At 56.6% G+C, this 11,569-nt stretch carries 10 protein-coding genes; 3 read left to right on the top strand and 7 right to left on the bottom strand.

The features are described 5' to 3' along the window. Window positions 1-362: 362 nt before the first annotated feature. Window positions 363-776, top strand: a complete 414-nt coding sequence (locus BR48_RS0111205) for a hypothetical protein (RefSeq protein WP_027231384.1) — start codon at window positions 363-365, stop codon at window positions 774-776. 21 nt (window positions 777-797) lie between these two features. After that, window positions 798-974 (top strand): hypothetical protein, encoded by a 177-nt coding sequence (locus BR48_RS26190; protein ID WP_155810842.1) that lies wholly within the window; start codon window positions 798-800, stop codon window positions 972-974. Window positions 975-1,114: 140 nt separating this feature from the next. Here BR48_RS26190 and BR48_RS0111215 read toward each other — a convergent pair whose 3' ends face one another. From BR48_RS0111215 to BR48_RS26650, 3 genes are all read right to left on the bottom strand, one after another. Continuing rightward, the gene (locus tag BR48_RS0111215; protein WP_027231385.1) at window positions 1,115-2,458 is read right to left on the bottom strand and encodes a chloride channel protein; all 1,344 of its coding nucleotides are present in this window, start codon (window positions 2,456-2,458) and stop codon (window positions 1,115-1,117) included. A 151-nt stretch (window positions 2,459-2,609) separates the two neighbouring features. After that, a complete protein-coding gene (locus tag BR48_RS26645) occupies window positions 2,610-3,140 on the bottom strand; it encodes an FAD-dependent monooxygenase (protein WP_245273366.1) in 531 nt (176 codons plus the stop codon). After that, entirely contained in the window at window positions 3,140-3,697 is a 558-nt protein-coding gene (locus BR48_RS26650; protein ID WP_245273367.1) for a hypothetical protein, read from the bottom strand. The genes BR48_RS26645 and BR48_RS26650 overlap by 1 nt, the downstream gene beginning before the upstream one ends. A 112-nt stretch (window positions 3,698-3,809) precedes the next feature. Between BR48_RS26650 and BR48_RS0111225 the strand changes: the two genes are divergently transcribed. Next, the gene (locus BR48_RS0111225) at window positions 3,810-4,475 is read left to right on the top strand and encodes a TetR/AcrR family transcriptional regulator (protein ID WP_027231386.1); all 666 of its coding nucleotides are present in this window, start codon (window positions 3,810-3,812) and stop codon (window positions 4,473-4,475) included. A gap of 37 nt (window positions 4,476-4,512) precedes the next feature. Here the strand turns inward: BR48_RS0111225 and aspT are convergent, their stop codons facing one another. The 4 genes from aspT to BR48_RS0111245 form a co-directional block, all read right to left on the bottom strand. After that, window positions 4,513-6,186 (bottom strand): aspartate-alanine antiporter, encoded by a 1,674-nt coding sequence (aspT, locus tag BR48_RS0111230; protein ID WP_027231387.1) that lies wholly within the window; start codon window positions 6,184-6,186, stop codon window positions 4,513-4,515. 207 nt (window positions 6,187-6,393) lie between these two features. Then, window positions 6,394-7,188, bottom strand: a complete 795-nt coding sequence (locus BR48_RS0111235) for a DUF6065 family protein (protein ID WP_245273368.1) — start codon at window positions 7,186-7,188, stop codon at window positions 6,394-6,396. A 12-nt stretch (window positions 7,189-7,200) separates the two neighbouring features. Further along, window positions 7,201-9,609: an autotransporter domain-containing protein gene (locus BR48_RS24380; RefSeq protein WP_245273369.1), complete on the bottom strand. Its 2,409-nt coding sequence runs from the start codon at window positions 9,607-9,609 to the stop codon at window positions 7,201-7,203. A gap of 691 nt (window positions 9,610-10,300) precedes the next feature. After that, window positions 10,301-11,569: sulfatase-like hydrolase/transferase (locus tag BR48_RS0111245; protein WP_027231389.1), on the bottom strand; the 1,269-nt coding region annotated here is incomplete at its 5' end.

Genomic DNA, 11,569 nt, shown 5'->3' on the forward strand with positions numbered 1-11,569 from the left:
GCATACGCGAAGGCTGCCCGATTCAGATTAACGAAGAGTCAAATAGCCTGTCCCTTACCCTCGTCGGTATTTTTCTGATGTCTAAAAGGGGAAACCCGGATTGCGCCGCTGGCGCACGGCGATCACAATTGGCCTGTTAGGGCGTGCCCCCACGCGTTGCAATGACCCCACCATACCCCGCCGCTGTGCTCCCGCAGTGGCGGCTTTTTTTGCGCCGGTTCGGCCAACTGCGGCGCAAAGGCGGCCCGGCGGCACGAGTCCACAGAATCCATGCGCGCCGGGCCATTGCCCTGCTTGAAACGTTTGATTGGTAATGTAACCTGACGCCTTCGCGAGATATCACGGGAACCCAGACTGTACGCATGCCAGTCAACGATGCCGAACGCCGAGCGAAAAACGCCGCCAAAATGCGCCGATGGCGGGCCAATAACCCACCGTCGCCAGAACAGAAGGCCAAGGAAGTCGAACGCGTGCGCCAATGGCGCGAGGAAAACCCTGAGCAGCACCGCGCTTATCAGCAGAAATGGTGCATAGGAAAAAGGCAGGGCCTACAAGCAGCAGCGAAAGCAAAAGCAGCGACCAGAGAACGATTGACGATGGCCGCTAACCGGGACGACCGCGTCGAGCAGCAGCTTGGCCGCAAACTAAAGGCTTTGCGCAGAATTGGCTCCGCAGCGTGCGAGAAGACGCCTACTGTGGCCGACAATGGGAGTGCTTCACATGGCGATCGAAAGGCCACGCAAGCCATCCGGCCACAGGAACGACTGAGCGACTGACAGAGAGCGATTCAAGATAGGTTGATCGAACTCTTCGGTGAGGCCGTTGCTGCCGGATGGGCCGAAGATGAAATCTTCGCGGCCATTGTCGCTGTTGCCGATACCACCCAGCTAGCGATGCATCAGGAGCAGCTTCTGTCGATCGAGACGGAGTTGCAAAGGGCGATGAAGAACCCTGGTATCAAGCGCCCATCATAAAGTCCCCGACGCACTTACCGCTGATGCCGTCAACTGCCTCCGGGGCAGAGGGCTGGCTTGGAAATCTCACTTTACTCATGCCGACAAATGCTTATATCAGGCGAAATTGGCAGGAAGAACCGGATTGTTACATCACTATCTTAGCCCGCCGACACCATTACCGAGCGCTTGCGTCGGATCGCGTCGGCAATGAACACACGTGACAACGAGTGGTAGAGCGATTCATGCGAGATAATGCGGGCGGTACCGTAGCCGAGCATTGACGTACACATCAGCGCTATCAAGCTGTTGTGGCTGCCGGTCATTTCCAGGATGATGACGAAAGAGGTCATCGGCGCTTGCACTACGCCAGCAAAATAGCCTGCCATCCCAAGTATTGCTGCGAGTCCTATGTTGCTGCCAATAAGCTGACCGACGGTGCTACCAAAGCCCGCTCCCACTGAGAGCGACGGCGCAAAGATGCCGCCGGGAATGCCAGAGATCATTGAAAGGAACCCAGCCGCCATTTTTTCAAGGAAATAATACCACGGCAGAGGATGGCCTTCCACAGCGCCGCGAGCTTGCTCGTAGCCCGTCCCAAATGTCGTGCCGCCTGAGACGATACCGATGACCGCAACCGCCAAACCACAGAGGGCCGCGAGCTGCAGCATGCGTGAAAGCGGGGCGGAGCTCGCCCAACGTCTGATGCGGCGCGACGCCCTAAGAGCACCAGCGCTAAAGCAGGCGCCAAATGCGCCGCCACCGACTCCGCACAGGACAACCAGCAACCCATCCGAAAAACCTGTTGTGGCGGCAACCGATTCGCCGAAATAGGTGTAGTTGCCAACAAGTGCAATGGCAGCAAGTCCGGATAGGATCACCGCAGTCAGAACCAACCCATTGGCGCGCGACTCGTAGGATTTTCCCATCTCCTCTATCGCAAAAACAATCCCGGCGAGCGGGGTGTTGAATGCGGCCGCAATCCCTGCTGCCGATCCCGCGAGGATGAGACCGCGCGCGTGAGCCATGCCGCCCCAGCGCGCGGCCTGTAGCATTACCGATGCACCAACCTGGACGGTCGGGCCTTCACGGCCAATTGAGGCGCCAGACAGCAGACCAATGATCGTCAGCAAAATTTTGCCTGCAACCATCTTTAAGGAGAGAAGTCGGAACCGCTCGTCATCATCGGTGAGATGACGGGCAGCAATCGCCTGGGGAATACCGCTGCCTTGGGAATTGGGAAAAAACTGCATGGCCATATAGGCACAAAAGACGAAGCCGAGCGGCGTGACGGCCAGCGGCAGATAAGTAGTCCACCCACCACCTCCCCACGCCAGTTGAAAGAGATATTGCGCTTCGTCGGCGAGCTTCGCAAAGCCGACGCTGATAGCGCCAATGGCAACTGCACCGGCCCAGAAGACCAACCTGGGTGGCCACACTCGTGTGTTGATCCACATCGCCCGCGAGCGGCGCAATACGGAATTTTTGCGGTAGATGGGGCGCACAGCGGTTCCTGTATGAGGGGCGTAGTGGTTGGCCGAAATCGAACTAGACGTCAAGCCTTTTCCTACCCGTGCTCGCGAACCCGATGTTGAGCGACCGATCGACAAGCCTCACGGGGACCGTTTCCAATCCGCTTCCATGACACGTCAGCTCCTATTGAGCGGCTTGCTTTGCGTCGAAGAAATCAAGCAGTGTCTGCGGCGTATTTTCTCCGTACAGGACCTGCTTTGCCTCCGCGGCCTCCTTGGCGGCGATTGTGCTTCGCGCTAGCATTTTCTTTTCATATGCTGATAAAGCGACTTCTGTGTCGGCGCCACCTTTGGCGATGGCGTTACCCAGTTCAGCGGCGTCGATCATAGCGAGATTTGCCCCCTCGCCCGATGGGGGCATTAGGTGGGCGGCGTCCCCCAAGAGTGTCACGCCCGGCCGCCGCGACCATCGGTGGTCTTGGGGAAGGGCATGTACCGCGCGAAGAACCGGAGCTTTATCACCGTCCGTGATCAACGCTTTGAGAGCGGGATGCCACCCGTCGAATTCCGCTACCACACGTGCCGTGGCCGATACCGGGTCGGAGAAATCGATCGTGTCAATCCACTCCTTCGTCCTCACCAACCCGACATAGGCATGCAGCACGCCGCCAGGTTCCCGATGAACTTGGATTCCCTGACCCGGCGCGACGGCCATCAGCGATCCTCCTCCAACGGCCGCTGCAGTATCCGGGTGGCGGGTATCAGCGTCGGTGAGAGAAGTTTCGACCCATGACATCCCAGCATAGGACGGCTGCGCGTCCGAAAGAAGAGGTCGCACACGCGACCAAGCACCGTCGCTCCCACGAGCAGGTTGGTCGTCGCCGTCTCACCGTTGCCGAAGAAAAGTTCGTGCCGACCGCCCGCGAGCGAACGGGCCTGCTGAAGCTTATAACCCCACTTCACCGTGTCGGACGGAAGCGAGCTGATGAGCAACCGCCGCAGTTCCGCGCGAGGAACTTCTGGCCGTTCTCCGGTACCGTCGTCTGGTTCGCTGAACAGGAGGGTCCCATGCATATCCATGACCCTTAGCTCCTGACCGCCGGCATGCACAAGCTTCAGAAACGCGTCGTAAAGGCCGGCATGCTTGAGGGCAGCTTGTCCGTCCGCCTCGTGGATGTCGAGCATGCCTCCCTGCGCCCGCGCGCCGGCGGAGTCGTCGGCCTCGTAGACGGTGGATGCTATTCCGTGAACGTGAAGGACACGGGCGAGCATCAAGCCACCGAGACCCGCACCTATGATTGCAACTGAAAAATCTGACAAAGTGAACAACTATGGAACGTTATTCCATAGTTGGAATGTCGTTCCATATATGTCAAGATGGCTTATGAAGAATACGCACAACAGCAGGCGTCGGCAGGACGCCCTCTCAAGGGAACGCATCGTTCAAGTGGCTATCGAGCTGCTCGATGAAGTGGGCGAAGCGGGGCTGACGTTCCAAGTGATGTCGAAGCGGCTGGCGACCGGTCCTGGCGCGATCTACTGGCACGTCGAGAACAAGTATGACCTGATGGCCGCGGCTTGCGATGCTGTTGTCGAGGACACGATGCGACGACACGATGTCGGCAACAGCCCGCGTGACCGCATCCGCTCTATCTCGATCGGAGTCTTCGATTTGTTCGATGCCCATCCTTGGGTTGGGTCGGCGCTGTCGCAATCGGCGGGAAAGATGCCCATCGTGCGGCTTCTCGAACCGATCGGGCAGCAGGTGCAGGCGCTTGGTGTGCCTGAGCGAAGCCAATGGGTGACGGTTTCCGCTCTTCTCAGCTTCATCTCTGGGGTCGGGAGCCAGAACGCTGCGAACGCGAGATTCGCCAAGGAGAACGACTTGGATCGCGCGAGCTACCTTAGCGACGTCGCGGATGCTTGGTCGGAACTGGACCCTAGCCTATTCCCCTTCACCAGAGGCTTTGCCGACCAGCTCCGCGTCCACGACGACCGAAACGACTTCCTCGCCGGCATCGACCTTATTCTCGCTGGAGCTAAAGCGTAGCCGCTACCTCCCAATCTCGCCAATCGCACAGGTTTGCTTAATTCGCCAAGATTGCGGCTAGTGCTACGACGACTGGCCCCATTAAAGGCAGCAGCACATTTGAGATTGCGTACGTAACGGTGTAACCGATGACAGGAATAGAGTTTCCCGCACGGGAGACAAGTGCACTGATGGTCGGGGTGCTGCAATGTTGGCCGGCTATAACTCCAAGAAGGATGGGAGTTTCGATTTTCATCAACTTCGAACCAACGAAGAGCGACACCGCCGCCGGCAGGACAGATACCAATATTCCAAGGACCGGTAAAATAAGGCCATACTGCTTAATGAGTTTAAACGCGTCCGGTCCGGCGCTGAGACCGATCGCAGCGATGAATGCGGCGAGACCAAAGTCTTTGGCAAATTCTGCGGCCGCGACCGGCAGACTTCCGCGGCTTGGACGGCGCATATTCAACCAGCCAAAGACGAGACCCGAGATAAGCGCCCCGCCTCCGGAGCCGAGCGTCAACTCCAGCGCGCCAACCTTGAAATTAAAATGCCCGATGAGAAGGCCGACAACAATGCCGAGCCCGAGAAACATGAAATCGGTCTTGTCGCCCGGAGGAACTGGCTCGCCGAGTTCGCCCGTAGCACGCGCCACCACCTGATCGGGTCCATAAAGGGTCAAGATGTCGCCTTGCTGCAGGATCGTGCCCGACAAGGCAGGTATGCTCTGTCCCATGCGTCGCACGCTCGATATGAAGAGCCCACGTTGTAGTTCCGGCCCGGCCATGTGTCTAAGTTGCCGAATCTGACGTCCGACCGCTTCTTTGCGCATCAGCACAACGGCGCGAGATGCAAGCGCAAAGCTGGTGTCCTGCGGCACGGGCACCTCATCACCGAAACGAACACGAGCAGCAATCACAGCGTTTCGGCGCCCCCGGACGAAGACAATATCGTCGGGTTTGAGCATGAATTCGGGGGATGTCTCAATAAGTTCGTCCCCGCGTTGTACGCGTTCGATGGCAATTGCCCAATTGCGGCTCTTTTCAATCTCACCGATCGTCTGGCCGCCAACCGCGCCGGCCCGAAAAGCACGCCCGACAAACACCGGAAGCCCCTCAATCAGATCATTGTCATCTTCTGTTGACCCGAGGTTGCGAGCGAGTTCTTGAGCCTCTTTTTTTAGGTCGACCCTCAGAATCAACGGTGCGATCTGTGTCGTGAAGACGACGATGGATACGAGGCCGAACAGATAGGTGAGGCTATATGCCGTGGCGATGTTGGATTGCAATTGCGCGATTGTGTCATTGCTCAAGGAGAGCTGCGAAATCGCTTCCGATGCCGTGCCTATTACAGCTGACTCCGTTGCCGAACCGGCAAACAAGCCGACGGCGGTGCCAATATCCAGCCGAAAGACGATGATCGACAGGGCCAACAACGACAGGACGCAGACGATCTCGATTATCGAAAAGATTCCATAACGCCATCCGCCACGAATGTTGGCAAAGAACTGAGGTCCAGCCGTGAAGCCGAGCGCATATATAAACAGTGCAAATGCAGTCTCCTTGAGATCAGGACTGATGCGAACGCCGAGCTGTCCCAATGCCAACGCGACAAAAAGCGTTCCGCAAATCCCCCCGAGTTGAACAGGGCCGATCCTCAACTGGCCCAACAAGTAACCAAGCCCAAGGCATAGGTAGAGTGAAATAACTGGGTCAATGAGAAGTGTCATGGAGCTGGTCCGGTCGTGTTCTAGATCAACAGCTTTCAAGATCGTTTGTCGCATGAGGCTGCAGACCGGTGCCCCGATGACTGCTGAGCGATGCAAACGTGATCTTGATCGAATCTCCTTAAATATTCGTACAGTGGCCGTGTTACGGTGTGAGACACCAGTTAAAACAGGGGACGCCGCAATCCGGAACAATCTTGAGGCGGGATATCATTCGCTTGTAAAAGGCCGCAACCGCAATCGGCTGCGATGTTCAAGCGAGCCTGTTTCACCCGAAGGTGTTACACCCCTGAAATAGGACTTCTGCCATTTGTCTCGCGCTGCAGCCGAGGCTGGATCATCCAGTGTCCTATTGAACGCATTACGGCTCTCCATCCAAGTCGCATACTCCTGTTCGAGGTCCGGATTCTCAGAAAGATTGCGCATCTCAGGGATAAAAGTCTCGAGGCTTCCACGGCCGAGAGGGAAGAAATGGCAGAATGGCTCATCGCTGCTGAAGTAGACTTTCTGAAAGGGCCGCGTGAACCTCCAGTTCATGGTGAAGGTGTACGGTGACCAGTCGGTCTCGATAATTCCAGATAGCGGCGCTATGGCGTCCTTGGGCCGATTGATGGGCCCGGTCACGAACAAATCTACGCCTGGTTCGGTGCGGAAAAGGCAGGGAACGTGGAACGTCAATATGCCGTCCCCGAAATGGCTGATGGCGGGTGAAGCCGTGCCGGACGCAGAGCGAATGCGAATGGCGTCCAGGCTGTTTCGGCCGTCCCAGATAGCAGAGAAAGCATTGCTACACAGGATTTCCCAGCCATGCGCATTGGCAATATTAAGTGGCAAGCACCGGTAGGCAAAGCGTCGGTTGGAGTCATCCATCCACTCCCGCTCTACCGGCGCCGTTCGAATGCGCAAGTCGTGACCATCAATGACATAGGCAGTAAGACGCTTCATAAGGTGAGTTGCTTCCGGTGAGGTTTTCAGAACCGGACTGGCGCAGATGCGCCAGTCCATGGATGAAGTCGTCTACCACCTTATCTTGAAGCCGATTTCGCCACCGACAGAATTATTATCCGCCCCATCGACATCGAACGAATAGCTGAGGTCGCCAAAGGCGGCAACATTGTCACTGATCTGGTAGGCGCCGCCGCCGTTGATTTCCAGCCAGGTCCCCTCAGTTTGCGTGACCAACGGCGTCGTGTTGAAGGTAACTGTCTGATCGGCGGAGAATCCATGCCACACATTAAGCCCGAAATGTGCCAAAGCTTGACCCGTTGTATATTGGAGGCGCGCCCCCACTCGGCCCGTGAACGCATCATAAGAATCATGGCTAATGTCGGAAAACGGATCATGGGTGTCATCGAAATCGATGCGTTGCCAGATCAATTGCGCCTGCGGCTCGATGGTCCAGCCTTGGGCGATCGTAAAGGGCAGACCGGTTTCCGCTGAGGCGGCAAGACTGGTTCCGTCAACGTCAGATTCAATCCCGCGGTTTGACTGACTGGTGCCGTTGAGCCATCCGTACTTAGCGACGACATCGAGATACCAACCATCTGGCGAGGTGCGCGTCCAATACGCGCCAATGCTGTCTTCATTGAGATCGAGGCTACCGGCATCCAGATTGATGCGACCCAGGACATTGCCGCTGATGTCGCCGGAAGCTTCGCCGTGTGTATAGAACAGTCCAAACCGGTCGATATGGCCATTTTGGTGTTCCAGGCCTAGTAGGTCGCTGCCCACCTGCAGGCCCCAATAGTTGCCGTCGAACGCTGGACCGATATCGAACCCCGCGACGTTCAGTGATGCATCTGCACCAAGATCACTCTGCGCCCCGAAAACGCGACCCCAGACGGCGGACGGCGGTTTGCCGTCAGCCGGGACGTCGGCGCCTTGCGGTTCGGCAGCTGAATATACCGGGGCGCCGTCGCCAATCAGAAGCGACTGGTCGCCCCGCCGCTGATGGAAAGTCCCCATCGTCAACAGCCCCATGCGCTGAGCCACGAGCGGCGCGATCACTTGGCCGGGCACTTCCGGGCGAACGTTCGGAATTGGCGGCGGCGGCGGCGATGGTGGCGGCGGCGATGGTGGCGGCGGCGGTGGCGGCGGCGGCGGTGGCGGCGGCGGTGGCGGTGGTGGCGGCGGTGGCGGTGGCGGCGGCGGTGGCGGCGGCGGTGGTGGCGGTGGTGGCGGCGGTGGCGGCGGTGGCGGTGGTGGAGAGACCGTGTTCCGGAGGAACCAGTCATCATCAGTGTCGGCTGAAGCGGTCACGCCACTACGGAACAAAAGGTATTCATAGGGACCGGCAGCAACAATTCCCCCCAATGCGAACGCGCCAGCGGTAGTGGTAGCACCGCTGGTTGCTTCCACGACTAGAATTCCGTTGCCGGTTGTCAGGGCACCGGGTCCATCCACATTTGTGATCAGGATATTTGTGGCGCCACTGCCTTGGCCGCTCTCAATGATCAATCGGTCGGACGGCGAACCATCGGTATCAAGGTACGTATGCAAGAGGAGCTGCCCGCCTTGGCCGATATAATTGCCATGAATCGTGAATGTATCGTGGAGGGACGTTCCGGAACCCGGAATGTCATTGGTCATGTCGATGGCGCCGGCATTGTTTACCGTCACCAGTTGGGTCGGATCGAACGGCACAATGCCATAGCCATAAGAATTGCCAGCGCCGATTGCGCTGGTCGAATCAATCGAAAGTGTCCCAGTTCCGGTAGCGGAATCACCGAGAGTCAGAACGCCCGTCGTATAAATGAAGTTCATCCGAGACTGGTTTGTAAGGCTAATGTCCTCCCAGTTGACGAGATTAGAAGGATGGTCGCCGGCACCCGAACCGTCGTCATTGGTCGTACGTTCCCAGACGAGCCTGTCGGTCCCCGGGCCACCGTCGATTATTTTTCCCGCAGTAAGGTTTGCCTGTGTCAGAAAGCCAAATTGTGCAAGGTCATTGCCGCTACCCAACTGAACGGTTGCCGCTACGTTTCCGACGAGCCAGGTAAATTGGTCGTCACCCGCGCCCATATCGACGGTGGTCTGAACCGTTCCGGCAATTAACCCGAGAATGTCGTTGCCATCACCTAGACTGATCGATCCGGCGAAAAAGCCGTTATTAAGGACTGTGTCGTTCGAAGTACCAGTACTGGTAACGCCGTTCTGAACGTCCCCGTCATTGAAATTTACGATGAGGTTAGTCCCTACACCACCAAGAAAGATGGTTCCATCAATCAGTCCATGATTGTCCAGCCTGAAACTCTCATTGTCGGTTGCGCGAAGACTATTGGTCAGCGTGCCGTAGTTGGTCAACGTACTCGTGCCCGGCCCGGTGATCGAGACGTCGCTGGTAAAGCTCGCAGTGGCGTCGGCATTGACCGTCACTGATTGGCCGGTGAAACTTGGGCCCGGACCTGTCCCCGAACAATTGAACACTCCGGAGCCCGGGGTGGTCTCCACGCAGTCGGCATATGCCGCCGTATTTGCCAAACACAGAAGCGCTATCGAAGCTACAGACTGGAGAAGTGAATTGCGCGCGATCTTTTGGCAATTCCGCCGACTTGAGTGGACATTGCCTCGCAGATCGGCTCGTGGGTTGATGTAAGGAGCGGCTGTAGAACCATTCCTGATACCGCAAATAACACCGGCAGATAATGAACCGTCATATTGGTACGCGCACCCGTGAGATCGGTGGATCATATTCACCTCCCCTCAATTTGTGTCAGCATTCTGAGTATAGCTAAACAATATTGTCAATTTAAGAGGTCAATGTAAGCAACTTAAGACTCATAGTGTGATATTCTTGCAACATTAACCTAGCGCTTGAGTAGAATCCTAAAAATATCTCATATGATTATTGGCATGCGTGGAAATTGTAGTCCGTCGCCGGATCGTGTTGGAGAATTCGACTGATGGGCAAGATGGTTCCGAGCGGACTCCCTAGATTACATAAGCATGTCTTCACGGTGCTCGCGAGCGGACAAGCTTGTTGCTCTGTTAAAACGAGCCGTTAAGTTTTCATTTTCGTTTGCTTTTCGAAGGTAGGTTTCAAACAGCCTCGAATTCCAATTGTACCGCGCCAAGTTCAGGGGGAGGCCAAGTGGCCTCCCGCGACATGACCGGACACTTATTGAGGCCGCAGCGCTTCTAAATCGTTGAGCCGTTTAAGCGCGTCTTGCTGGCGCAGCATCCCGTAGTTGATGCCGCTTGCATTGAGCGAACTGCCTTCCTGATAAGGAAACTGAGTGAAATCAGAGAAAAATTCCTTGATCTTGCCTTGGACTGGCACAAGCAACCACATGTTGCGAGCGAGGAATTCGAGCGCACCGCCTCCATCCTCCATACCACGCTCATACGGATCCATACGCAAGTTCGCGATAAGAGCCCAACTCGGCACTTCTCTGGTAGCCGTTGCAATGTTGCCGTGGCTGGCGACTGCAAAGCTCAGCTTCCAGTCGTTCCAACGTATGGCATTGAGGTTGCCCCCTTGATCGAAGTAATACACCACGTCACGCGGGCCCGTTTGTGTGTCCCCCTTTAGTAACGGCATGAGATCATAGCCATCCAGGTGGACTTTGAAATCCTTCGAGCCGGATTTAAAGCCTGTCTTCATTTGGTCCTTGAGATCGGGGATGCCGGCCGCGCTTGCGAATGTCGGCATCCAATCCATGAGCGTTACAATGTCGTTAACCTCCGTCCCAGGTTTGACGACTCCTGGCCAGCGGACCATCATGGGAATACGGAAACCGCCCTCCCACGTCGTTCCCTTTTCGCCGTGGAACATTGTCTGGGCGCCATCCGGCCAAAGCGCGAGTTCAGCGCCATTGTCGGTCGTGTAAAGGACAATGGTATTTTCGGCGATTCCGAGTTCATCTAACTGATCGAGAAGCTGTCCGACGTGTCCATCATGTTCGACCATGCCGTCAGCATGAATTCCTTTGCCTGTTTTTCCCATCGAGTCAGGCTTAAGGTGCGTGAAGACGTGCATCCGCGTGGAATTGAACCAGACGAAAAACGGCTTGTCTGCCTTATGCTGGCGATCGATATAGTCCTTGGCAGCAGCAAGGAATTCCTCATCGATGGTTTCCATCCGCTTGGTATTGAGCGCGCCCGTATCTTCGATCTTTCCATCCGCACTCGACTTGATCACACCGCGCGGGCCGAACTGCTTTCGGAAAGACGGATCCTTCGGATAAAAATATCCCTCGGGCTCTTCCTCAGCATTCAGGTGATAGAGATTGCCGAAAAATTCGTCAAAGCCATGATTTGTCGGCAGGTGTTGATCCTGATCGCCGAGGTGGTTCTTCCCGAACTGGCCTGTGGCGTATCCTTTCGACTTCATTACATCGGCAATGGTTGGCATCCAATCCTGGATACCGTGCGGATCGCCCGGCAT

This window comes from Phyllobacterium sp. UNC302MFCol5.2 (assembly GCF_000686005.1).
GTDB classification, from domain to species: domain Bacteria; phylum Pseudomonadota; class Alphaproteobacteria; order Rhizobiales; family Rhizobiaceae; genus Phyllobacterium; species Phyllobacterium pellucidum.